Origin of the sequence: Salinisphaera hydrothermalis C41B8, from assembly GCF_000732535.1 — a bacterium.
In the GTDB taxonomy this organism is placed as follows: Bacteria; Pseudomonadota; Gammaproteobacteria; order Nevskiales; family Salinisphaeraceae; genus Salinisphaera; species Salinisphaera hydrothermalis.
This window is the reverse complement of record NZ_APNK01000002.1, coordinates 299433-321338: the sequence shown is the minus strand read 5'-3', so window position 1 is coordinate 321338 and position 21906 is coordinate 299433. Positions and strand designations below refer to the sequence as shown.

The following is a 21906-nucleotide window of genomic DNA, read 5'->3' as shown; positions in this document are numbered from 1 at the left end:
GCCGTCCGGTAGGAGGCATTCGGATATCGGGGCGTCCGTGACACGCCGATGCAACAAAGCGCGGCTAGCGTGACCGCACGGTCTCGGGATCTCGAGACGTTTCCGACGGGGCGGGGGATCGCCTCATGCAAACACAAGCCAAGGGAGGCTTTGGGGGTATGTTTTCTACGGAGCAAGTACGACCGGTGCTCGGCGCGTCGTTGTTACTGGCCTGTGGTGTCGTTCTGGCACCCACGGCCATGGCAACCGACAACGATCACACCAACACGAATGGCACCGCCCCGATCGCAGCCGCTGCTCCGGCCGCTGCGGCGCCCGTGCCGGCCGCGCCGGCCGCGCCGGCCGCGAGCAGCGCTGCCGTCAGCACGACGACGCTGGACAACGTGACGGTGACCGGACAAGCCGATTATCTGAAAATGCTGACCGGCCAGGCACAGATTCCGGAGTCGACCCGCACCCAGACCACGGTGACCCAGGCTCAGATTCAGGATGCCACGGCCCCGGTGCAGGATTTCGCGGCCGCGCTGACGAACCAACCGAACTTCGTTCGTTCGCACACCGGGTCCAACGACAGCGGCAGTACGTATCGGCTGCGCGGTTTCGATCAGAACCATCTGGGGTTGTTGATCGATGGCATCCCGGTGAATTCGTCGGACGATGGCTCCGTCTATACCAACGACATCACCAACAACTACGCGATCAGCAGTATCGACGTGATGCCGGGCGCCGGTTCGGCGTCGACCATGGGGTTGAGCAATTTTGGGGGCACGATCGCCATCCATACCAAGGATCCGCAGCCGGATTTCTATATCCAGCCCTATCTCGGCGTGGGCTCGTTTCATGCCAAGCAGTACGGGGCCCAGATCAATACCGGCTCGTTTCTCGACGATTCGACATCGGCGATCCTGAGTCTGTCTGCGCGTGACGGCGATGGCTATTACGACCACACCAATACCAAGTACCGCAACGACGCGACGTTCAAGTCGATCAGCAAGCTGCCGCTGGGCAAGCTCACGCTGTATTTCCACAGCACCGACCAGAGCTACAACTATTATCGTGGCATCTCGGATGCCGAGAAGGCGCAGTACGGCAAGCGCTACAACGGCTACAACGAAAATCCCGACTCGATCGAATACTTCGGCTACAACTACAACAAGTTCTATAACAACCGGACGTACATCAAGTACGAGATCAACCGGAACAACATCCACGTATCCAACCAGCTCTACTACTACTACGCCCGGGGCTATGGCGCCTCGGCGACGTCGTCGAACAACAATGAGCTGTACCAGGTCAAGAGCCGGCACAACGAGGATCGTGTCGGCAATATCTTCCGGTTTGCCTACGACATGAAATACGCCACATTCCGAACCGGTGTGTATTGGAGTTACCAGGACACACTGCATCGGGCCGACCGCACGCCGATTGAAACGAAACAAGGCAAGGGGCCGCCTCTCGGCCCGGAGTACAGCGAAACGGTGAAGAACAGCACCGAGCAGCCGTATGTGGAAGTCGAGATCCGGCCGTTCAAGCACTTCACGATCACGCCGGGTCTCAAATACGCCCGAATCGACCGCGATTTCTACAACAATCTGGCCGGTACGCATCAGGCGGTATCGTATAACCGGTTGTTGCCGTCGCTCGGGTTGAACTATCAACTGCTTGAAGGATGGAACGTCTACGGCAACTACACCCGATCGTTCAAGCCGCCGGGGTACAACCAGTTCTATTCCGGTCGTTTCAATACCAACCTGGCGCCGGAAGAAGCCGACAGCTACGAAGTGGGCACGATCTGGGACAAGGGGCCCTGGAGCGGCCGCCTGACCCTGTTCGAAACGCACTATTTGAGCTATATCCGCTCGGAGAGTTTCGGTAAGGGTTCGACATCTTACTCGCAGCTGGTCAACGCCGGCGGGCGGGTGAACCAGGGCGTGGAGCTCGAGAACAGCTATGCGTTCAATGGTTGGCTATCGGGCTTCGCCAACATCGGTTATCTGAACGCCTACTACAGCGACCACGCGCAGCCGCCGGAGCAGTCACCGCGCAACACCGATGCGCTCGGCCTGCGGGTGAAGTACAAGGGCTGGTCGGGCGGCATCTCCGGCCAGTATGTATCGAGTTATTACGTCGGCCTCTACGACAACCAGTTCTATAAAATCAAAGATCACGTCGAAACGAAGGCGTATGCCAAGTACGACTTTCCGGACGCCATGGCGAAAAACATGGGCGTGAAGAAAATGTCGGTGTCGGTGAATCTCGACAATCTGCTGAACAATCAGTACGTCGTCGACGCCGGCCAGGGGCCCGATAATCCGCGCAAGAAATATGCGGAGCCGTTCAACGTTTTTGCCGGCTTATACGTGCGGTTTTAAAACCCCGAACCCGGTTGGGCCAGAAACGCCGTTTCCTCGTCCGTATTCGTACGGCCGAGGGCGGCGTTTCTTTGCGGATAGCGACCAAACCGCTCAAGCACGGCGCGGTGTCGGTGTTCATGTTGCAGCTGTTGTTCGAGCCCGGGCTCGGAGAACAGTTCGAGCGCCCGGTCGTGCTCCGCCAGCGACTCGCTGTGCATGAACGGCAGGTAGAGAAAAGCGCGTTCGCGTGCGGCGAGATGCTGCGCTGCGCCGACCTCGATCGCCTGTTTCGCCAGTGCCAGCGCCATGTCGTCGCCGGCGAACGCATCGGCGTGCCCGCGAAAGACATTGCGCGAGAACTGGTCCAGTACGAGGATTTCGGCCAGCCGTCCGGTGGCCGAGACGCGCCAGAACTCCAGCGCCCCGGCACGCGCCGCCGGGATCAGCGCGCCGAATTCTGCCGCGATGCGACGATCGAGTGCGTCGTTGCTGGCGAACCAGTCGGCGGGCGCGAGGGTTTCGAACCAGAAAGTATGGACCTCGCGGGCCGGTACCGGGGTATTCATGGGGCGTCGTCGCTGTCTTGTGGTGGTGGGAGCTCGGCGTTGCGGTAGCGGGCCACGTCAATCTCGGCGCGCACACTGGTGGCATCGTCGAGCGAGCGGCGGATGGTGAAGCCGAGGCTGCGGGCCAGTTCCAACATGGGCCGGTTGTCGGCGAGGATCTCGCCGTAGACGGTGCCGATGCCGCGCGCGTGGGCCTGACGCAGCAGGCAATCGAGCAGATGCCGGCCGAGGCCGACGCCGGTATGGGCATGGTGCACCAGCACCGCGAATTCCGCCTCGCGACCATCCGGGTCGGCGATGATGGTGCCCATGGCGGTCAGCTCGCCCGGCCTCTTGGCCGGACTGATCACCAGCGAGACCTCGCGGTCGTAATCGATCTGCGTCATGCGCGCCGCCATGTCGTGCGAGAAATGCCGGATCGTGTTGAAGAAGCGCAACCGGATCTCTTCCGGGCTGAGGCTTTCCAGCAGGTCGAGCACCAACGGTTCGTCCGAGGGATGAATCGCGCGCACGATGTATGTGCGGTGGTCGCGTAGCGTGACGCGATGCCGCATGCGCGCCGGGTAAGGCGACATGGCCAGACGGCGGCGGGGCGGCCGGGGATCGGCCGTGATCTCGATCAGCGTATCGGTGGGCGTATGCAGTCGGCCGTGCGGACCGATGGCCAGATGCAAGTCCAGCCGCGTGATTTCGGCGATGTCGACCACCAGCTTGGACAAGCGCACCAGCGCTTGTGCCAGGGCTTCGACCGCCTCCACGGTCGCGGACAGGCGACCGGCACTGGCGCCTTCCAGCATGCGCCGTGCCAATAAGGCGTCCAGCGGGGCGAAGCCGTAGGCCGGGGCCACACCGAGTGACTCGTCGGTCACACGCATGACCATGCCGAGTTCGGGATGATCGATCACCTCGATGCGGACGCGGATCGACGGGTCGGCACCCGCGCGTCCGCTCGGACCACCGACGATGCCGTAAGCCGCCAGCGTTTCCTGGGTGTCCTCGGCCGATAGCCATTCGACCCCGTCTTCGGCCAACACGTGCAGACGATGCCGGATTGCGCCCGCGTCGGCGGTGACTGTGGGATCGGGTGGCGGTGTGGCCGTGAGCAGTTCGTGCGCTTCGTGATAGCTGCGACGGTAATGGATGGCGCGGGCGGCCTCGTCGGCGGAAGCGAACGTGGCCAGACGGGCCTGGGCGCTCGCCGCCCGCGCCGGCAGCGCGGTGTGCAGGCCGAGCCATACCGTCATCAGACGTGCATCGAGCTTGGCGTCGGCGATGGCTTCGACCATGGGTTCGTGCGGATGCCCGGCGACCGGACTGTGGACGAGCAGGGCCGCGTCCACGCTGCGATCGGCGAGGGCCAGACGCAAAGCGGCCAACGTCTCGGGGATGTCGGAGCTGGCCAGGTCGATGCCGGCGCCCGTGTTGTGCGCGCGCGGCGCGACTTCACCCAGTTTTTCGACCGTATCGGATCCGGCCTCGGCGGGGGTGAGGGCGGCCCGCCGCAAGGCATCGGTGCCCAGCGCGCAGACCCCGGCCCCGTTGCCGAGCACCATGACGCGGTCCTGACGCACGCTCGGCAACAGTTCCAGCGCGGCCAGACCGTCGAACAGGCCGCCGAGGTTTTCGCATTCCACCAGCCCGGCACGCGCAAATGCCGCTGATCGGGCCGGGTCCGGCCCGGGCGGCGTACCCGGGCGATCGGCCCGCGTCTGGAGTACGAGCACCGGCTTGACGCGCGCGGCCGCCCGGGCGGCCGACATGAATTTGCGGGGTTCGGCGATTTCGCCGATCTGTAGCACCACGGCGCGCGTACGCGGATCCAGGGCGGCATGATCGAGCAAGTCCGCGGCGTCGATATCGGCCTCGGCGCCGGTGCAAGCCAGCCACGAGAAACCCAGATTACGGCCCAGCGCCCAGTCGACCGCCGCGGCGGTGAGCGACTGCGACTGGCTGATCAGCGCGACCTTGCCAGGCCGGGGCAGCGAGGCCAGGGTGGTCATGTTCAGACCGTTGCGCGTGTCGAACACGCCGGCCGTGCGCCCGCCGAGCAGCCGCATGTTGGTGGGGCGCGCCGCACGGAGCACGTCGTCGCCAATCCGCTTGGGCGCCGCCCAGACCACGGCACGACAACCCGCCTCGGCAAGCGCGGCGATGATGTCGGGCTTGCCCCAGCGCGGATCGAGGATCACCGCGCACGGGCCGGGTTGGGCTGGCAACCGGGCGCGATGCGCGCGCGCGGTCACATGCATGACGTCGTCATCGGCGCTGGACGTCAGATTGGCCAGCAGCTGAGTCTGGGCCGACGTGGTCGTTCGGCCGAAAACGGTCGCGCGCGCGCCCGAGAACAGCGCATCGATATTGCGCAGTGTCATGACGCGGCTTGATCGAGGCGGCGATGTTCGGCGATGGGCGCGATCGGCATCACAGTCCTGTCGTCGGCTTGAGGATTCCCGTCACTATACGTCGCTTGTGGCCTGCCACGAGGTGCGTAGCCTATGCGGCATAAGACCCGATGCATTGGCCATGACAGCAGGCTGTCGACGCCAACTCAAGTTGACTTTCGGCGCAGCTACCCCGCTGCAGGCCCCGATATGCGACTGATCGGGCGGCTCGCGGGCGTGTACATCGCGGCCGAGCGAAGTCTGCCGATGACGGCCCGCGATTCGGTGCGGGCCGACGCCGGACACGGCCTCGTGGGCGATCGTTATCATCGCGGCACGGGGACATTTTCCCGCCGGACGCCGCTGATTTCCGGCGCACGGGCGTTGTCGATTCTGGATACCGAGACGCTGGCTATCTGCCGTCGGGGGCTGGAGCACGAGCTGCCCGCCGCCATGCTGCGCCGCAATCTGCTGATCGAGACCGGACGGCTCGAAACATGGGCGGGCCGAGAGCTCCTCATCGGCGAGGTCCACATCATGCTTGCCGGCCGCTGTCCGCCTTGTGGTTACCTGTCGCGACTACTGGAGGCGGATATGCGCGCCGCGCTGCACGGGCTTGGGGGTATGCGGGCGCGGATCGTCAGCGGCGGACACCTGAGCATCGGCGATCCGGTATATCTCGTCGACGATTCCGGAACCCAGCGGGGCCTGCCGGGTTGATCACGCCTGGCCATGCCACGGATCACGCGGCGTAACCGCTCAAAAAGATGCGTTTTCTGGGCACGATTACCCAGTTCATTCGGGGCGTGCCTCGGCTACACTCGAATCATTCGGAATCAAGTGGCAGCTGGCGCTCGCGCGGGGCGTTACTGGGGAAATGCATGATGGATCGTGATGGCGCCGAGACAGCGCCCTGCTTGCGTTGCGGCGGCACGCTCGACTTTGAGTTCACCATGGCCTTTCAGCCCATCGTGGATGTATTCACCGGTACGGTGCATGCCTACGAGGCGCTGGTGCGCGGGCCCGGCGGAGAGTCGGCGGCGTCTATTCTCGACCGGGTCGATGATCACAACGTCTATACATTCGATCAGGCTTGTCGCGTGCGGGCGCTGGAGCTAGCCCACGCGTTGGGCTGCGATCGCACGATTTCGATCAACTTTCTGCCGAACGCGGTCTATGCGCCCCGAGCCTGCATCCAGGCCACGCTCGCGGCAGCCGAGCGGTTGCAGTGGCCTTCTTCGCAGTTGATGTTCGAGGTCATCGAAACCGAAGCCGTGCGCGATCGGCGTCATCTGCAGAATATCGTGGAGTCGTATCGCGCCATGGGGTTCGTCGTCGCGCTCGACGATTTCGGCACCGGGCATGCCAATCTCGATTTGTTGATCGACTTACGGCCCGATTTGATCAAAATCGATCGAGAACTGATCCGTGATATTCCCGCGGCGCCGCGACGCCAACGGCTGGTCGATGCGCTGGTCACCCTGGCGACCGCATTGGATATCCGCCTGCTCGCCGAAGGCGTGGAGACGGCCGCGGAAGCCGCCTGGCTGCGTCGCCGCGGCATTGCGTTGCAGCAGGGCTACTACTTCGCGCGGCCGGGGCTGGAGCAGCTCCCCGTGGTCGACGCCGACCGCTTCGCGGCATTGAACTGATCCGGTACGGCGCCTCGGCCTCCCTCGCGGGCAGCCGCCGACGCGCTCAGGCTCGCATGTAGGCCCAGCCGTCCCGTTGACGCTGGGCGATATAGAGCACGGCCGCCTTGACCCGGGCGATCTCCGCCGGGGCTTCGAGATCCTGATTGGCCAGGGTATTGGCGCACAGCCGCAACAGACGGTCGGTGTCGTCCGGTGTGGCCAGCGCCGCCGCCACGGCCGGGCCGTTGAGCACAATCTCCACCGCCGCGCTCGGCTCGGCGGTCAAGAGGTTTCGCGCATTGTTGCGGGCCCGGGCCAGCGAGGCCTCATCGGCGGCATGGATGAGCAGGCAAAGCGGTTCTTGGTCGGACGTATCGGTCATCGAGGCGGTTCCGTTCAGAGCGAGTCGGCAATCTCGTGCGTGAGGGCGGCGAAGGACGTATCGCTGCGATCGCGCGGGCGCTCCAGTTCGATGCACTCGTCGCGCACGATGGCTGCCGGGCTGCCGCGCATGACCTGAATACGATCGGCGAGGTAGAGCGCTTCGTCGATGTCGTGGGTCACGAACAGCACGGCCATGCCGAGCCGGCGCCAGATCGCAAGCAGTTCGTCCTGCAGGCGGCGTCGCGTGAGCGCATCCACGGCGGAAAACGGTTCGTCCATGAGCAGCAGGCGCGGATGTACGGCGAGCGCACGGGCCAGCCCGATGCGCTGGGCCTGGCCGCCGGAAATCGAATGCGGCCAGCGATCGCGATAGGGCGTCATCGCCGTCAGTTCCAGCACTTCGTCGACGCGTTCGCGGCGCTCGGCGCGCGACAGATCCAGTCCCGCCAGCCCGTACTCGATGTTAGAAGCGATCCGCCGCCAGGGCAGCAGGCGGGTGTCCTGGAATACGAAGCCCCGGTCGCGGCTGCCGCGGTTGCGGGCCGGCGAGAGTGCGATGTTGCCGCTGCTGGGCGGGATCAGCCCCGCGATGTTGCGCAACAAGGTGGATTTGCCGACGCCCGAGCCGCCCACGATGGCCACGAATTCGCCGTCCGCGACCGAGAAATCCAGGTCGGCGAAGACCGGATGATCGCTGCCCGGGTAGTGATACGACAGCCGTTCCACCGTCAGTAGGGGCGCGTTGCTCATGGCCGCCACCGCAGCACTTGTTTCTCGACCAGCGCGAACAGGCCGTCTGAAATCGAATAAATCAGAGAAATGGCCAGCATGTAGACCACGACCGCATCGTAGGCGCCCACGCCGGCGGCCGAATTCATTTGCTGGCCCATGCCGGGCACGCCGAGCAGTTCGGCCGCGATCAGCGTCATCCAGGCCTGACCAACCCCGGTCCGCATGCCCGACAGAATGCCGGGGGCGGCGCCGGGCAGCGTGATGGTGAGCACGCGCGAGATGAAACCGCCGTGGCCGAACGCCCTTGCCAGTTCGTAGTAGCGCGGATCGACGTTGGCCACGCCTGCGGCGGTGGCGAAATAATTCACCCAGAACACGCCGATCGAGATCACGAACGCCGCGCCGGCATGGCTGACGTGGAACCAGGCGATGGCAAACACCACCCAGGCCAGCGGCGGGATCGGGCGCAGCACGCGCGCGAGCATGTAATGCAGGTCGTCGAAGGCGCGCGAGCTGGCCGCAAGCAGCCCGACCAGGAAGCCCGCGGCGGTGCCCGCGCCCAGGCCCCAGACGTAATGAATCAGGCTGGAGCCGATGGCGGGCAGCAGATGGCCGCTGCGCCATTCACGGACCAGCGCGGCCGGAATCTCGAACGGATCGGGCAGGGTGCCGCGCGGGGCCCAGTTGAAGACATACGCGGCCTTCCAGATACCGATAAAGATCGCGAGCCCAAGTAGCCCCAGGCCGATGCGGCGGGCACCGGCCCGCTTTTCGGCGCGACGTCGCCGTGTTTCCGCCGACTCCGCCAAGATCAGCTGCCGTTGGTGTCGTTGCCCGAGGCGCCGTTTTTGTTAGTCGCCTGGTCATAGAACGACGTATCGAACAGCGCATCGATATCCAGCTTGGCCTTGAGCGTGCCCTCGTCGCGCTGGAACTGATACATGCGCTTGGTGGAATCGATGATGCGATGCGGATTCGCCACGAAGTTGGATTTCGAATGATCCACCGCGGTGGCCACGATATCGCGCGGCAAACGGCCGCCGCCGACATGCTTGGCGACTGCATCGATCGCCGACGCCTTGCCGGCCTGCAGCGCCTTGGTCGCCTCGATATGCGCGGCGACCAGACGGGCCACGACCTTCGGATGTGCCTTGAGGAACGATTCACGGACGGCGACTACGGCGCCGGGCTGGTTGTCGAACATCTGGGCGCCGCTGGCGACTACCCGCGCCTTCGGCTCGCGCTTCTCCACGATCGAGACGACGGGTTCGAGAATGGCCGCGCCGTCGACGGCGCCGGTCAGCAGCGACTGCTGGACCTGCGAGGTGCCCTGGTAGATCACGTCGACATCCGACGGATCCGCGTGCAGCTTGTTCTTCAGCCAGTAGGCGAACACGGTTTGTGGCACCGAGCCGACCGGAAAGGTCGAGATCTTGGCTTTATGACCGGTTCCTTTGCGGAAGCGCGCAAACGCCGTGGCCGGGTCGCCGTTTTCGAAATAGGGGGCGAGATCGCCGAGCGCGACTACGCTGATCTGCTGGATGATGTTCGAAGCCACCACACGAATGTTCGCGCCCTTGGAGCGCGCCACCATGGTCGGGCCGATGCCGAAATAAGCGATATCGAGCTGGCCCGAGGCCAACGCCTGCACCATGGCCGGGCCGTTCTGGAACGACACCAGATCCGGATCGATGCCGGCCTTGGCGATACCGCCGTCTTCCAGATTCACGAAGAGCTGGGCGTCGGGCAGGATCGGCATATAACCGATCTGGGCCTTCACCTTGGCGGGCTGCGTTCCGGACGTGCTTTCGTTCGAAGCCTGAGCCGAATTGGAATCGGACTGACCGCAGCCGGCGAGTGCGGCTACGAGACCGAGCGCAAGGATCAGCGACAGCAGGCGGCGAGGCGAAGGGCGTCGAAACATGGCACAAACCCGGAAAAACCGATACGAATTCCCGGAGCGTGGCCGGGCGTGATGCAGCGCGATAGTGCCACAGCCGGCTTTTTTTATTAATGCCGAGCGTACCGCCCGCGCGCTCGTCGCGGGCGCGAGCGGGGGCCCGGGATCCGGGATTCGAGCCAAGGCTGCATGCTCGGGCGACCCGACAAGCGGCGCTTGAGGCCGGCGCCATGCCCGCGTATTGTGCGCCTCGATTTCGGGCGCACGCGCGCACACGGCGCGCCGCGTCGTCATGATTTTCCCGAGGGCAACATCCTATGTGGCTACGTAATCTGTGCGTTTTTCTGGGTACCGACACTTTCCCGTGGAGCGCGGCCGAACTCGAGAACGCGCTGGGCGAGGCGCTGTGCCCCGAGTGCGGTGAGCAGACTGTATCCGTGGGCGGTTTCGTGCCGCCGATCAAGGGCGAACACGCGATGACGCATGTTGTCGATGGCCTGGCGATTTGCGTCTACCAGGAAATCAGCCGCGTTTTGCCCGGTCCGGTGTTGACCGAAGAGGTCGAAGAGCGCATCGAGCGTATTCAGGCCAATGAGGGCCGCAGCGTCGGCCGGCGCGAGAAAGCAGATATCCGCGATCAGGCGCATTTCGAGCTGTTGCCGCGTGCCTTCACCCGCTCCAAGCGCACGACTTGTGTCATCGATCTGCGCGCCAGCCGCGTGTGGGTGGACGCCAGCTCCGAAACCCGCGCCGAGACGGTGGTGACCGCGCTGCGCGAAGCGCTGGGCACGCTGCCGGTGACGCGCCCCGAGCCGCGCATGAACCCGGCCGAGGAACTCTCGCGCTGGGTCAGCGACGAAAACGCGTTGCCCAATGGCTTCGAATGCGGTGATCGCTGCCTGCTGGAGTCCACGGATGAGGTGAAATCCAGCGTGCGCGTCAACGCCATGGATCTGCAGGCCGAAGAGATCCGGGCCCATCTGGCCGGCGGCATGCAGGCCACCAAGCTCAACGTAGCGGTCGACGATGCCATCGAGTTCGATCTGGATGACCAGCTCGATCTCAAGCGTATTCGGGCGCTGGACCTGATCCAGGACGATCTGGATTCGCTCGATGCCGACGACGCCGTGGCCGAGCTGACCGCCCGCATGGCCCTGCAGGGCGAAGCACTGCGCGGCATTCTGGACCGGCTGTACACGCATTTCGGCGTGGCGGGCCAGGCCGCCGAGGCTGCGGCGTAACGCGCACGCGATGTCGTACGACACCATCGAAGCGAACCGCCGCGCGGGCACGTTTGCCGATCACGATGAGCTGTGGCTGTTCGGCTATGGCTCGCTGATCTACAAGGCCGGGTTCGAGTACGACGAACGCCGGCCGGCGACCATCGAGAGCTGGGTGCGCCGGTTCTGGCAGGGCTCGCATGATCACCGCGGCACGCCGGACGCCCCGGGCCGCGTGGTAACGCTGGTCGAAGCGCCGGGCGAGACCTGCTTCGGCATGGCCTATCGCATCACGCCGGCGCATTTCGAGTATCTCGATCATCGCGAGAAGAACGGTTACCTGCGGTTTGCCCAGCCGATGACGTTTGCCGACGGCAACGTCGAAAAAGGGCTAGTGTATATCGCGACACCCGACAACGCCGCCTGGCTGGGCGAGGCCTCGATCGACGCCATCGCCCGCCAGATCGCGGCCTCGACCGGGCCGAGCGGGCCCAATCGAGACTACGCGCTCGGCCTGGCCGATGCGCTGCGCGCGCATGATGCCCACGACGACCATGTGTTTGCCGTGGCGGATCGCGTGCGCGAGTTGATCGACACCGAATCCTGATTTCCTCGGCCGGTCCGTGTCGCGCCAAGGCGAGCATGGGACTCGATTAGTGTAAGATGCAGCGGTTTATTCTGCCGCCGGAAGCTTCGACCGCCCGATGAGCCGCGCCTCGTCTGCTGCATCCGAATCGCTCCCGCCGGGCCAGCTCGTCGCGCTGACGATCGCGCTGTCGCTGGCGGTCTTCATGAACGCGCTCGACGTGTCCATCGCGAACGTTTCGGTGCCCAATATTTCGGGCGATCTGGGCGTGTCGTCGCAGCACGGTACATGGATCATCACGTCGTTTGCGGCGGCCCGGGCCATTCTGCTGCCGATTACCGGATGGATGGCGCGCCGCGTGGGCGAATTGCGCTTGTTCGTGTGGTCGACGCTCGCGTTCACGGCGTTTTCGTTGCTCTGCGGCCTGGCCTGGAGCTTTCCCGTCCTGGTCGCCGCGCGCGCCTTGCAAGGCATGGCGGCCGGCCCGGTGATGCCGCTGTCGCAATCGTTGCTGTTGGCCAATTTCCCGCGCCATCGGCACGGCTTCGCCAACGGCATCTGGGCCATGATGATCGTCGTGGGGCCGGTGCTCGGGCCGATTCTGGGTGGCTGGATCACCGATAACTACCACTGGCCCTGGATCTTCAATCTCAACGTGCCCATCGGTGTGGTTGCTGCGCTTGTAACCTGGCTGTTGCTGCGCGATCGGATGCCGGCCCGGGGCCACGATCGCACGCCGATTGATCTGGTCGGTCTGGCGCTGCTCGCCACCGGTGTCGTGGCGCTCCAGACCCTGTTCGATCAGGGCAACGACGATGCCTGGTTCTCCTCGCCGTTTATCGTCGGCTGCGGGCTTGTGGCCCTGGTCGCCTTCGCGTTCCTGCTGGTCTGGGAGCTGACGGACGAGCATCCGGTCGTCGATCTTGCGTTGTTCGCGCGGCGCAATTTTCTGGTCGCCACCATCGCGATCACCTTCGGCTATATGGCGTATTTCGGCGGTATCGTGGTGTTGCCGCTCTGGCTGCAGAACGACTTCGGCTATACCGCGACCTGGGCCGGCATCACCACGGCGTCGCTCGGCATCGGGGCGGTGCTCTTTTCGCCGATCGCCGGGCGGCTGACCGATCGCTTCGATCCGCGGCTGCTGGTGACCTTCGGTTTCCTGTTGTTCGCGGTGCTGTCGTTCGCCAAAGCCGATGCCAACCCGCAGATCACGTTCGAGCGCTTGTTTCTGACGCGCTTGCCCTGGGGCGTCGGCTCGGCCTGTTTTCTGATCCCGTTGTTGACCCTGTCGACTGCCGGGTTGCCCCCGGACCGGGTGGCCGCCGCATCCGGGCTGTTCAATTTCATGCGGCTGTTAGCGATGTCGTTCGGCACGTCGTTGTCGCAGACGGTATGGGATCGCCGGCTCGATCTGCACGATCACCATCTCACCAGTCAGCTCGCCGCCCATGGGCCCAATGTCGAGCGCTGGTGGGCTCAGGCTCGACAGGCTGGCCTGTCGCACGAACAGGCGATGGCCGAGCTTTCGGCCACCATCAGCCACCAGTCGGCACTTTTAGGATTGAACGATGCCTATTGGCTTGCCGGGTGGCTGTTCATCGGTCTGACGGCGCTGATCTGGTTCGCGCGGCCGGCCGAATGAACCGGCACTTATATGTTGGGCAATGGAATATTAATTTTTTATTGAATCGACATTAAGATCGATGCATTGCGCAGGTTTTCGCCGGTGATTTGTCCTGATAGCGGAGGGCAACAATGACCACGGTGCGATCCGCGCCGCGTGTGAGCGTGGTAATTCCGACCTATAACAGCGCGCGTTATCTCGATGACGCCATTCAGAGCGTTCTGGCGCAGGACTATGCCGATTTCGAGCTACTCGTGGTCGACGACGCGTCGACGGACGATACCGCCGATCACGTGGCGCGCTATCGCGACCCGCGGGTGCGCTATCTGCGTAACGACACGCAGCGCGGTATTGCCGGGGCGCGTAACCGCGGCATCGACGCGGCGCGGGGCGAGTTCATTGCCTCGCTGGATGGCGACGATCGGGCCTATCCGTCGCGGTTGTCATGCCAGGTCGCGTTTCTCGACGCCCATCCCGACCATGCGGCCGTGGGCTCCTGGGCGCGTTGGATGGATGCCGAGGGTCGCGCACGACCCGGCGTCACCCGTCGGCCCACCGACTGGCGTGATGCGAGCGCTCAGCTGATCTACAAAAGCAGCCTGCAACAGCCGTCGGTGACGGCACGCGCGGCGATTCTCGCCGAGTACCGTTACGACGAGTCTTTTCGTCTCAGCTCGGACTACGAGCTCTGGACGCGTATCGCGACCCATCACCGGCTGGCGAGCCAGCCGCGTGCGCTGGTGCGCTGTCGTCGCCATACCCGCAGTACCACGCGTAGTGAGCACGATGGCGTGATCGCATGCCAGCGTCGTATATTCGCGCGGCAACTCGATCGCCTCGGTCTGCGCTATTGCGATGAAGATCTGGAAGGGCATCGACTGCTCTGGCGCCCGGGCAAGCGCGGTGATGAGCTCTCGCGGGATACGCTCGCCTGGGCCGAGGACTGGCTGATGCGTCTGGCCGCGGCCAACGCGCGCGAACGCTGCTATCCGGACGCGGCTTTTCGTGCCGTACTTGGGTGGGGCTGGTGCCAGATCGGGTTCAGTGCCCTGCGGAGCCGCTCGCCTCGTGCCGTGGCACGCTGGTCACGCGGTGCGCCCATGCGGTTTGTCGCCAGCGCACTGCAACGGCGCGTGCTGAAACGTGGGGAACCGCGAGGCCCGCTCGGCTATCGCCGCCACTCGACAGGTTCGCAATGAGGCGGGGTTCGAGGCGCGGCGAGCCACTTCGCGTGCTGCTTTACCACCACGTCGGGCGGTTCGCGCGCCCAGCGCGCCAGCTCGGCTTGTATTGTCATGCGGACGCATTCGCGCGTCAGATGGCGTATCTGGCGCGGTCGCCGCTGACCGTGGTCTCGCTCGACCGCGCGCTGGCCGCGATCACGGGTCAGGCGCCGCTGGGGGCACCGTCGGTGGTGCTGACCTTCGACGACGGCTTCGAGGATTTTCGCGAATATGCCTGGCCGGTGCTTCGCGCGCACGGATTTCCCGCCACGATGTTCGCGGTCGCCGATCGGCTCGGCGCCCGTGCGGACTGGCTGACGTCACCCAGCGCTGGCGATGATCGTTTGATGGACGCCGCGACGCTGCGCGCGCTCGCCGATGACGGGCTCGATATCGGCGCCCATTCGGCGACCCATCCGCGGTTGAGCCGATTGCCGCCAGCCAAACGCGACGCCGAGATCGCCGATGCCCGCAACCGGCTGCAGGACGCACTCGGGCGTCCCGTGAAGCATTTTGCTTATCCGTATGGCGATTACGACGCGGATGTTCGCGACCGCGTAGCGGCCGCCGGCTTTGCCAGTGCGCTGACCTGCATCCGCGACCGCGCCGAGCGTGCCGCGAATGCGTACGAAATCCCACGCGAGGGTATTTCGTACAAGGACGGGCGGCTGCGTTATGCCTACAAGACGCGTTGGCGCCATAACCGGCGGCGCTGAGCGCCGCCGGACGGGTTGCAATCAGGCCGCGACTGGCTCGTCTTCCAGCGCGATCTCGATCGCCTGCTCGACGTCGGAGATATAGCGGATATCGAGCGCTTCGCGAACGTTCTCCGGAATATCGTCCTCATCCTTGCGGTTGCGCTCGGGCAGCATGACGGTCTTGATGCCGGCCTGATGAGCGGCCAGCGTTTTTTCCTTCACGCCGCCGATCGGCAGCACCTGACCGCGCAGGCTGATCTCGCCGGTCATGGCCACATCGGCGCGCACATTACGATCGGTCAGCAGCGACACAAGGGCGGTGTACAGCGCCACACCGGCACTCGGGCCGTCCTTCTTGATCGCGCCCGCCGGCACGTGGATATGCAGATCGGATTTGTCGAGTCGTTCCTGGTCGATGCCCAGCGCGTCCGCACGGGCCTTGACCAATGACAACGCTGCCTGGGCCGATTCGCGCATCACATCGCCGAGCTGGCCGGTGATGGTGAGCTTGCCGTTGCCCGGTGCGCGGGAGGCTTCGACGAACAGGATGTCGCCGCCGGCCGGCGTCCAGGCCAGGCCCGTCGCGACTCCGGCCACGCCGGTGCGCAGGGCGACTTCGTCGTCGACCCGGCGCGGGCCGATGATGTCGTGCAGGTCGTCCGGGCCGATCGTGCCCGGGCCCGGCTTGCCCTCGGCGACCTGGACCGCGGCATGCCGGGCGATGGCGCCGATCTCGCGCTCGAGGTTGCGCAGCCCGGCTTCGCGGGTATAGCCGGAAATGAGCGCGTCGAGGGCGTCGTCGGAAATATCGCACTGTTCTCGCGTCAGCCCGGCCTGCTTGAGCTGGCGATCGATCAGATAGCGCTTGGCGATCTGTTTCTTTTCCTCGCGCGTATAGCCCGGCACTTCGATCACTTCCATGCGATCGCGCAGCGGCCCGGGAATGGTGTCGAGCACGTTCGCGGTGGCGATGAACATGACCTTCGACAAGTCGAACGGCGTGCCGAGGTAATGATCGTTGAACGAGTCGTTCTGCGACGGATCGAGCACTTCCAGCAGGGCCGAGGCGGGATCACCGTGGGCCGACGCGCCGAGCTTGTCGACCTCGTCGAGCATGAACACCGGATTGCGCGTGCCGGCCTTGCGGATCTGGCTGATGATCGAGCCGGGCATGGCGCCGACATAAGTCCGGCGATGGCCGCGGATCTCCGATTCGTCGTGTACGCCGCCGAGCGCGGCCCGCACGAACTCGCGATTCATCGCCCGTGCGATCGAGCGCCCGAGCGAGGTCTTGCCCACGCCGGGGGGACCAACGAAGCACAGGATCGGCGCCTTGCCGTCCGGATTGAGCTTGTGCACCGCCAGATGCTCGAGGATGCGGCGTTTGATCTTGTCCAGGCCGTAGTGGTCCTCATCGAGGATCTCGCGCGACTCGGCGATATCGATCGCGTCCTTCGACAGTTTGTCCCACGGCAGCTCGGCCATCAGTTCGAGATAGGTCCGCACCATGGAGTATTCGGCGGAGGATTCGTTCATCCGCTCGAGGCGCTTGAGCTCGCGCTCGGTCTGCTCGGCTGCTTCCTCGGGCAAATGCGCCTTGTCCAGCGCTTCGCGCAGGCGTTCGGCTTCCTCGGCGACGGATTCGTCCTCACCGAGCTCGCGCTGGATCGAGCGCATCTGTTCGCGCAGCATGGCCTTGCGCTGATGCTCGGACATGCGCTGCTGCGTCTGCTGGTTGATGTCGTTCGACAAGCGCATGACTTCCAGCCGGTAGTCCATGAAGGACTGCACCAGCTCGAGCCGCGATTCGATGTCGATCGTTTCCAGAATACGCTGTTTTTCCTTGGGCTTGAGGCCCAGATAACCGGCCGTGGCATCGGCCAGCAGCGACGCGGACTCGATCGACTGGATGGCGTTGGCCAGCTCCTGCGACGGGCGGTCCATCAGCTGGATGGCTTCCAGCGCCCGATTGCGCAGGTTGGTCATGCGCGCATCGACCTGCTTGTCGCCCTCGGCTTCCGGCTCGTCGATCCAGGTGACCTTGGCGGCCAGGCCGCCGTTGTCGTCCTCGATGAACTCGCGTACGCGAAAGCGCGAAATACCCTGACACACCAGATGATGCTGGCCGTCATTGCCGGTGACATACCGCAGGATGTTGGCGGCGGTGCCGATCTTGTGCAGGCTGCCGGGCAGGTCGTTGGCGTTGCCGTCCGGGTCGCCCAGCAGCAGGCCGACCGGTTGATCCGCGCGCATCGCACGCTGGGCCGCATTGATGGCCGGTTTGCGATCGAGCACGATCGGCATGACCAGCTCCGGAAAGAGCACGGTCTCGCTCATCGGCAGAATGGCCAGCGTGTCCGGGCGCGGCGATTCGGTCCGGTTGTAGACCAGCGTCGTGCTCGGCCCTTCCACGGTCTCGGGGCTGTCGTTATTGTCGTGTTCGCTCATGATTTCAGCGTTTGGCGAGCGTCAGGTAGAGACATCCGTCAGCCAGCTCGTGGCCCGTGATGACGAGTCGAGGCCAGGGCAGCACGACTCGGCGCTCGAAGTGCCCGTGTGGAATCTCAAGACGATGCAGTAGGGCATCGCCGGTGGGCGTCGGCACGCCGCGATTTCCGGCCACGTAGAGGGTATCGCCGGCGACTTCGAGATCGGTCAGGCTGCGATCGGACACACCGGGCAGGGCAACGATCACGTAGATCGCCTCGCTGGTTTCGAACACGTCGACCGGCGGCTCCCACTGCTTGCGCTGTCGCGCCTCGACGCGACGGAAGAATTGCCGCTGAATACGATCCGCGCGTTCCTGGCGGCGCATCGCTTCGGCCCACATCCAGCTCTCGAAATCGTCTTCGGACATCAGATCGCTCGATTGATGATTGCTTTCAACATAGGGACGCGTGCGTGGCGAGACAACCTTCGCCAACGCTGTTTAGTACAAGCCGAACAACCAAACGATCAGCGGGACCAGAATGGCCGTCAGCGTGCCGTTGAGTCCCATCGCCAGGCCCGAGAAGGCGCCGGCCTGTTGGTTATATTCGAACGCGCGGGCGGTGCCGATACCGTGCGAGGCCACGCCGAGCGCAAACCCGCCGGCGATCGGGTCCCGCAGACGCAGGGCGCCGAGCAGCGGCAAACCGAATGCCGCGCCCAGAATGCCGGTGAGGATCACGAACACGGCGGTGAGCTGCGGACTGCCGCCGATCTGGTCGGACACGCCCATGGCGATCGGCGTGGTGATCGAGCGTGGTAACAGCGACAGCAGCATCTGGCCGTCGATGCCCAGCGCCCAGCCGATCGCCAGCGTCGAGAGAATGCCGGTGAGCGAGCCGACCGCGAGTGCGATCGACAACGGCAGCAGGGCTCGCTTGAGCGTATCGATTTGCGATGCCAGGGGTACGGCAAGCGCCACGGTCGCCGGGCCCAGCAGGAAATTCACGAACTGAGCGCCCTGGAAGTACTCGTCGTACGGGGTGCCGGTCGCTGCCAGCAGGGCCACGATGGCGGCCACCGAAACCAGTACGGGGTTGAGCAGGGGAAACTGTCGTACCGCGAAATAAAACTGCTTGGCCAGCCAGAACACACCCACCGTGAGCGCCAGCCATAGCAGTGGCTGCTCGGCGAGATAAACCCAGATCCGTGTGATCGACATGGTCTATTCCCACTCGCCGTCGGGCCGCCGCCACTTGAGCAACCAATGCAGTGTGGCCGCGGTCACCACCAGGGTGATCGTGGCGCTGGCCACGATCGTGACTGATAGCGCGATCCATTGATCGGCCACGGCGTGCAGGTGCGCGATGATGCCCACGCCGGCGGGCACGAACAGCAGGGCCAGATTCTGCAGCAGGCCCTGGGCCGTGCGCTCGAAGGGTTTCGGCGTGGCGCCCCGCCAGAGCAGATAGACGAACAGCAACAGCATGCCGACTACGGGCCCCGGCAGCGGAATGCCGGTGAGACGGATCACAATGGTGCCGATCAGTTGCAGCACCAGCAAGGCGGCGATCGATCCAATCATGGCGTTCGATGAGAGTGGATGGCGGCCCGGGTTGCGCAACCCGGGCCGGGTCGAGGCCAACCGGCCTGAAGCTGGTCGGCGTGCGGATTATTCGAAGTAGCTGAAGGTGGTGCCGGACTCGATGCCGCGTACGCCTTCGTACATCAGACGGATCACGTCCTCGACGTCGTCGCGATGAACCATCTCGACCGTGGTATGCATATAACGCAGTGCTAGCGCGATCAGCGCCGAGGGTACGCCCTGGTTGCTATAGGCGAACGCATCGGTATCGGTGCCGGTGGCCGGTGCCCGCGCCTGGCGCTGGAACGGAATGTTCTCGCGCTCGGCGGTGGCGATCAGATGTTCGCGTAGCTTGTTCTGTACCGCCGGTGCATAGGCGATCACCGGGCCGTCGCCGATCTTGGTCGAACCGTGGGTGGTCTGCTCGATCATCGGCGTCGACGTATCGTGCGTGACGTCGGTGACGATGGCGACGTCCGGCTTGATGCGCTCGGCGATCATTGTCGCGCCCTTGAGCCCGACTTCTTCCTGCACGGCGTTGACGATATACAGCCCGAAGTTCGGCTTGTTGCCGGACTCGAGCAGTAGCCGCGCGACTTCGGCGATCATGAAGCCGCCGATACGGTTGTCGATCGCGCGACAGACAAATTTGTTGCCGTTGAGCACGCTGAATTCATCCGGATACGTCAGCACGCAGCCTGGATGGATCCCCATTTGTTCGACTTCTTCCTTCGATGCCGCGCCGACGTCGACAAAGATGTTGTCTTTGGTCGGCGCTTTTTCGTTGCCCGGATTGCGGGTATGGATCGCCGGCCAGCCAAACACGCCCTCGACCGGGCCGTTGGCGGTATGGATATTCACGCGTTTGGAGGTGGCGATCTGGTGATCGGAGCCGCCGTTGCGCAGCACGTAGATCAGGCCCTTGTCGGTGATGTGGTTCACATACCAGCCGATCTCGTCGGCGTGGCCTTCGATTACGACCTTGTAGTCCGCGTCCGGATTGATCACGCCCACCGCGGTGCCATAGGCATCGGTAATGAAGTCGTCGACATACGGCGCCAGGTACTCCATCCAGAGTTTCTGGCCCGCCGACTCGTAGCCGGTCGGCGAGGCATTGTTCAGATAGCGCTCGAGAAACGCCATCGAGTCAGCGTTGAGAATGGATTCGTTATCGGCCATGGAGAGTTCCGGTCGTGCGCAGAGGGACGCGCCTGAATTGAATGTGGAGCATTGTCCGGCCGCCCGAGGGGTCGTTCAAGCGGCCGGGAGACGGGTCGGGCGAGTCGTCACGAGGACGCTCTACTGTTCGCGGCAGCTCGTGATTTGATGGCCACTCGAGCCGTCGTCGGCGTGGGTATACAGGGTGGCCTCGGCGTTGCGACCGCTGCCGCGGGTCCACCATTCGTAGTGGGCGCCGACATAGCGGGCGCCGTCGGCTGACATGGCGATATGCATCGCCAGTTTCTTGCCCTGATAGTGCACCACGGCATGGTCGGTGTCGGGATAACGGGCGTTGATACGGCTGCCGTCGTTACAGACGTAGTGGATCAGGCCGTTGTCACTCGATCCGTTGGTGCCGGACTGGAAATCCGGGCCCGGACGGCCGTCGACCGGCCCGCCGGTTGTGGGCGTGGCCGAGGCGGCCGAGCCTTCGGGCGGTGGCAGCGTGTCGGGTGCGCAGCCGGCCAGTGCGGTTAGCGCGGCAGCCACGGTCAACGCGGGGACAATGGAAGATCGAAGCATGGAGAGATTCCTGCAATATGAAATAGTTTCAGCTTCGCACAGCGCCGGCAACGCTGGCGAGGGATTTGGCCCGCGTGCCGCGCGGCGGGTCGCCTCGACGTCCGGACGCATGGCGCGATGCCGGCGGGACACCGATGGGGCGAGCGGCACGCGGCCGCGTCGCCGATCCGCTCGCCACCCTCAGCCCGGGCGTTCCATCTTGAACAGATCGTCGTGGCCGATGCCGAAATAATCGGCCGGGCCGCCCGCGCGCATGATCGGCGCGGCGGCGACGGTGTCGAAAATACCATCGACCAGCAGGCGCTCGTCGATATGTACGCCGACCACTTCGCCGATGGTCAACCAGGCATTGGTCGGCTCGCCATCGGCGCTATGCAGGTGCACGACCTGGCAGAGTCGGCATTCCATGGCCACGGCGGCTTCGGCGACGCGCGGCGCGGCGACGACCTTGCCGGGTACCGGCGTCAGCCCGGCCAGCTCGAATTCGTCGACCTTGGGATCGACGCTGGCGGAACTGCGATTCATCGCCTCGGCAAGTTCGCGGCTGGCCAGATTCCAGACGAATTCGCCCGTGGCTTCCACGTTGCGCACGCTGTCCTTATAGCCGTAGCTGGAGAACGCGAGCATCGGCGGGGCGGCGTTGATGGCGTTGAAGAAACTATAGGGGGCGAGATTACGATGCCCCTGATCGTCGAGGCTGGACACCCAGCCGATCGGCCGCGGCGCGATAATTGCCTTGAACGGATCGTGGGGCAGCCCGTGCCCCTTGGCAGGTTCATAGAAATGGAAGGCCATGCAAGATGTGGACGTGATTTATACCCACCAGATTAGCCGATATCCCGACCG

General features: G+C 64.7%; 21 protein-coding genes. 8 read left to right on the top strand and 13 right to left on the bottom strand.

What is annotated here, in order from left to right:
- Nucleotides 1-158: 158 nt before the first annotated feature.
- On the top strand, nucleotides 159-2372 hold the full coding sequence (locus tag C41B8_RS03025) for a TonB-dependent receptor (protein WP_198025021.1): 2214 nt from the start codon (nucleotides 159-161) through the stop codon (nucleotides 2370-2372).
- Here C41B8_RS03025 and C41B8_RS03020 read toward each other — a convergent pair.
- Together C41B8_RS03020 and C41B8_RS03015 are read right to left on the bottom strand one after the other, a co-directional pair.
- Nucleotides 2369-2920 carry a DUF924 family protein gene (locus tag C41B8_RS03020; protein ID WP_037333673.1) on the bottom strand — a complete coding sequence of 184 codons (552 nt, stop codon included), beginning with the start codon at nucleotides 2918-2920 and terminating at the stop codon, nucleotides 2369-2371. The two genes, C41B8_RS03025 and C41B8_RS03020, sit on opposite strands and share 4 nt — an antisense overlap.
- Entirely contained in the window at nucleotides 2917-5292 is a 2376-nt protein-coding gene (locus C41B8_RS03015) for a bifunctional acetate--CoA ligase family protein/GNAT family N-acetyltransferase (RefSeq protein WP_037333671.1), read from the bottom strand. The genes C41B8_RS03020 and C41B8_RS03015 overlap by 4 nt, the downstream gene beginning before the upstream one ends.
- A gap of 123 nt (nucleotides 5293-5415) precedes the next feature.
- Here C41B8_RS03015 and C41B8_RS19315 point away from each other — a divergent pair, with 123 nt between their 5' ends.
- Complete coding sequence (locus tag C41B8_RS19315) at nucleotides 5416-6021, top strand: MOSC domain-containing protein (protein ID WP_156962388.1); 606 nt, start codon at nucleotides 5416-5418, stop codon at nucleotides 6019-6021.
- A 233-nt stretch (nucleotides 6022-6254) separates the two neighbouring features.
- The gene (locus C41B8_RS03005) at nucleotides 6255-6953 is read left to right on the top strand and encodes an EAL domain-containing protein (protein ID WP_232225980.1); all 699 of its coding nucleotides are present in this window, start codon (nucleotides 6255-6257) and stop codon (nucleotides 6951-6953) included.
- Nucleotides 6954-6999: 46 nt separating this feature from the next.
- On the opposite strand, the gene C41B8_RS03000 is transcribed toward C41B8_RS03005, so the two are convergent.
- Genes C41B8_RS03000 through C41B8_RS02985 form a run of 4 tightly spaced genes read right to left on the bottom strand, consistent with a single transcriptional unit; the run spans nucleotide 7000 to nucleotide 9975 of the window.
- Nucleotides 7000-7317 carry a DsrE family protein gene (locus C41B8_RS03000; RefSeq protein WP_037333668.1) on the bottom strand — a complete coding sequence of 106 codons (318 nt, stop codon included), beginning with the start codon at nucleotides 7315-7317 and terminating at the stop codon, nucleotides 7000-7002.
- A 14-nt stretch (nucleotides 7318-7331) separates the two neighbouring features.
- Nucleotides 7332-8069, bottom strand: a complete 738-nt coding sequence (locus C41B8_RS02995) for an ABC transporter ATP-binding protein (RefSeq protein WP_037333949.1) — start codon at nucleotides 8067-8069, stop codon at nucleotides 7332-7334.
- On the bottom strand, nucleotides 8066-8860 hold the full coding sequence (locus C41B8_RS02990; RefSeq protein ID WP_232225979.1) for an ABC transporter permease: 795 nt from the start codon (nucleotides 8858-8860) through the stop codon (nucleotides 8066-8068). The genes C41B8_RS02995 and C41B8_RS02990 overlap by 4 nt, the downstream gene beginning before the upstream one ends.
- Before the next feature lie 2 nt (nucleotides 8861-8862).
- On the bottom strand, nucleotides 8863-9975 hold the full coding sequence (locus C41B8_RS02985; RefSeq protein ID WP_156962387.1) for an ABC transporter substrate-binding protein: 1113 nt from the start codon (nucleotides 9973-9975) through the stop codon (nucleotides 8863-8865).
- 293 nt (nucleotides 9976-10268) lie between these two features.
- Here C41B8_RS02985 and C41B8_RS02980 point away from each other — a divergent pair, with 293 nt between their 5' ends.
- The 5 genes from C41B8_RS02980 to C41B8_RS02960 all read left to right on the top strand — a co-directional run bounded on the left by C41B8_RS02980 (nucleotide 10269) and on the right by C41B8_RS02960 (nucleotide 15323).
- On the top strand, nucleotides 10269-11192 hold the full coding sequence (locus C41B8_RS02980) for a recombination-associated protein RdgC (RefSeq protein WP_037333666.1): 924 nt from the start codon (nucleotides 10269-10271) through the stop codon (nucleotides 11190-11192).
- Nucleotides 11193-11202: 10 nt separating this feature from the next.
- Nucleotides 11203-11778 carry a gamma-glutamylcyclotransferase gene (locus C41B8_RS02975; RefSeq protein ID WP_037333664.1) on the top strand — a complete coding sequence of 192 codons (576 nt, stop codon included), beginning with the start codon at nucleotides 11203-11205 and terminating at the stop codon, nucleotides 11776-11778.
- Between the two features lie 97 nt (nucleotides 11779-11875).
- Complete coding sequence (locus C41B8_RS02970) at nucleotides 11876-13402, top strand: DHA2 family efflux MFS transporter permease subunit (protein WP_037333662.1); 1527 nt, start codon at nucleotides 11876-11878, stop codon at nucleotides 13400-13402.
- A 113-nt stretch (nucleotides 13403-13515) separates the two neighbouring features.
- Nucleotides 13516-14583, top strand: a complete 1068-nt coding sequence (locus tag C41B8_RS02965) for a glycosyltransferase family 2 protein (protein ID WP_051882874.1) — start codon at nucleotides 13516-13518, stop codon at nucleotides 14581-14583.
- A 32-nt stretch (nucleotides 14584-14615) separates the two neighbouring features.
- Complete coding sequence (locus tag C41B8_RS02960) at nucleotides 14616-15323, top strand: polysaccharide deacetylase family protein (RefSeq protein ID WP_198025018.1); 708 nt, start codon at nucleotides 14616-14618, stop codon at nucleotides 15321-15323.
- Nucleotides 15324-15344: 21 nt separating this feature from the next.
- On the opposite strand, the gene lon is transcribed toward C41B8_RS02960, so the two are convergent.
- The 7 genes from lon to C41B8_RS02925 form a co-directional block, all read right to left on the bottom strand.
- Nucleotides 15345-17753 (bottom strand): endopeptidase La, encoded by a 2409-nt coding sequence (lon, locus tag C41B8_RS02955; RefSeq protein WP_084188412.1) that lies wholly within the window; start codon nucleotides 17751-17753, stop codon nucleotides 15345-15347.
- Between the two features lie 4 nt (nucleotides 17754-17757).
- Nucleotides 17758-18162 carry an Hsp20/alpha crystallin family protein gene (locus C41B8_RS02950; RefSeq protein ID WP_037333939.1) on the bottom strand — a complete coding sequence of 135 codons (405 nt, stop codon included), beginning with the start codon at nucleotides 18160-18162 and terminating at the stop codon, nucleotides 17758-17760.
- Nucleotides 18163-18234: 72 nt separating this feature from the next.
- Nucleotides 18235-18954, bottom strand: coding sequence for an LrgB family protein (locus C41B8_RS02945; RefSeq protein ID WP_037333656.1), 720 nt, complete (start codon nucleotides 18952-18954; stop codon nucleotides 18235-18237).
- 3 nt (nucleotides 18955-18957) lie between these two features.
- Nucleotides 18958-19317, bottom strand: a complete 360-nt coding sequence (locus C41B8_RS02940) for a CidA/LrgA family protein (protein WP_037333653.1) — start codon at nucleotides 19315-19317, stop codon at nucleotides 18958-18960.
- A gap of 87 nt (nucleotides 19318-19404) precedes the next feature.
- A complete protein-coding gene (locus C41B8_RS02935) occupies nucleotides 19405-20496 on the bottom strand; it encodes a M42 family metallopeptidase (RefSeq protein WP_037333650.1) in 1092 nt (363 codons plus the stop codon).
- Between the two features lie 120 nt (nucleotides 20497-20616).
- Nucleotides 20617-21060, bottom strand: a complete 444-nt coding sequence (locus C41B8_RS19310; RefSeq protein WP_156962386.1) for an MliC family protein — start codon at nucleotides 21058-21060, stop codon at nucleotides 20617-20619.
- 180 nt (nucleotides 21061-21240) lie between these two features.
- Nucleotides 21241-21855 carry a flavin reductase family protein gene (locus tag C41B8_RS02925; RefSeq protein ID WP_037333647.1) on the bottom strand — a complete coding sequence of 205 codons (615 nt, stop codon included), beginning with the start codon at nucleotides 21853-21855 and terminating at the stop codon, nucleotides 21241-21243.
- Nucleotides 21856-21906 lie beyond the last annotated feature (51 nt).

Coding starts and splice junctions, on each gene's coding strand:
- C41B8_RS03025 (WP_198025021.1), top strand. CDS start 159: ATGTTTTCTACGGAGCAAGTACGACCGGTGCTCGGCGCGTCGTTGTTA.
- C41B8_RS03020 (WP_037333673.1), bottom strand. CDS start 2,920: ATGAATACCCCGGTACCGGCCCGCGAGGTCCATACTTTCTGGTTCGAA.
- C41B8_RS03015 (WP_037333671.1), bottom strand. CDS start 5,292: ATGACACTGCGCAATATCGATGCGCTGTTCTCGGGCGCGCGCGCGACC.
- C41B8_RS19315 (WP_156962388.1), top strand. CDS start 5,416: ATGCGGCATAAGACCCGATGCATTGGCCATGACAGCAGGCTGTCGACG.
- C41B8_RS03005 (WP_232225980.1), top strand. CDS start 6,255: ATGGCCTTTCAGCCCATCGTGGATGTATTCACCGGTACGGTGCATGCC.
- C41B8_RS03000 (WP_037333668.1), bottom strand. CDS start 7,317: ATGACCGATACGTCCGACCAAGAACCGCTTTGCCTGCTCATCCATGCC.
- C41B8_RS02995 (WP_037333949.1), bottom strand. CDS start 8,069: ATGAGCAACGCGCCCCTACTGACGGTGGAACGGCTGTCGTATCACTAC.
- C41B8_RS02985 (WP_156962387.1), bottom strand. CDS start 9,975: ATGTTTCGACGCCCTTCGCCTCGCCGCCTGCTGTCGCTGATCCTTGCG.
- C41B8_RS02980 (WP_037333666.1), top strand. CDS start 10,269: ATGTGGCTACGTAATCTGTGCGTTTTTCTGGGTACCGACACTTTCCCG.
- C41B8_RS02975 (WP_037333664.1), top strand. CDS start 11,203: ATGTCGTACGACACCATCGAAGCGAACCGCCGCGCGGGCACGTTTGCC.
- C41B8_RS02970 (WP_037333662.1), top strand. CDS start 11,876: ATGAGCCGCGCCTCGTCTGCTGCATCCGAATCGCTCCCGCCGGGCCAG.
- C41B8_RS02965 (WP_051882874.1), top strand. CDS start 13,516: ATGACCACGGTGCGATCCGCGCCGCGTGTGAGCGTGGTAATTCCGACC.
- lon (WP_084188412.1), bottom strand. CDS start 17,753: ATGAGCGAACACGACAATAACGACAGCCCCGAGACCGTGGAAGGGCCG.
- C41B8_RS02950 (WP_037333939.1), bottom strand. CDS start 18,162: ATGTCCGAAGACGATTTCGAGAGCTGGATGTGGGCCGAAGCGATGCGC.
- C41B8_RS02945 (WP_037333656.1), bottom strand. CDS start 18,954: ATGTCGATCACACGGATCTGGGTTTATCTCGCCGAGCAGCCACTGCTA.
- C41B8_RS02940 (WP_037333653.1), bottom strand. CDS start 19,317: ATGATTGGATCGATCGCCGCCTTGCTGGTGCTGCAACTGATCGGCACC.
- C41B8_RS02935 (WP_037333650.1), bottom strand. CDS start 20,496: ATGGCCGATAACGAATCCATTCTCAACGCTGACTCGATGGCGTTTCTC.
- C41B8_RS19310 (WP_156962386.1), bottom strand. CDS start 21,060: ATGCTTCGATCTTCCATTGTCCCCGCGTTGACCGTGGCTGCCGCGCTA.
- C41B8_RS02925 (WP_037333647.1), bottom strand. CDS start 21,855: ATGGCCTTCCATTTCTATGAACCTGCCAAGGGGCACGGGCTGCCCCAC.